Source organism: Sphingomonas sp. 66-10, from assembly GCF_001897045.1.
Taxonomy (GTDB): Bacteria; Pseudomonadota; Alphaproteobacteria; order Sphingomonadales; family Sphingomonadaceae; genus Sphingomonas; species Sphingomonas lycopersici.
Map to the genome: position 1 here is coordinate 1 of NZ_MKRR01000127.1, position 423 is coordinate 423.

Below are 423 nucleotides of genomic sequence, written 5' to 3' on the forward strand. Positions count from 1 at the left end.
GCTGTGAATGACCTTCGACAGCGCCAATAATGTCCGGAAACCTTTATCTTTGCGGATTGTCCGAAGCGTATTGGGAAATACGATCAGACGGTAAGAATCTATTTTCAAAGCGTCGACCGTAAGCACCCTTTCTGCGGGCTTCGTTATATGCCCTCAGCATATTCGGTTGCTTTGCCAGCAACAAGGAAATTGTTGCCTATCTCACCTGAAAAAAACATTAACCAGAAAGTGGGTTTTTGGGAGATTTCTGCGGGTCTGCGCGGTTAATAAATCAGCGCGGAGGACGGTCTTGAATGCACCATTCTGGTTCCAATGGCACGGGTGCTGCCCGGGACGAGCCAGCGGCGATCAACGCGAGATCAGCATCATGGGTGTGCCCGCCCTCAACAGAATGAGGGACAAGGCGCGACCCAGATGCATGTC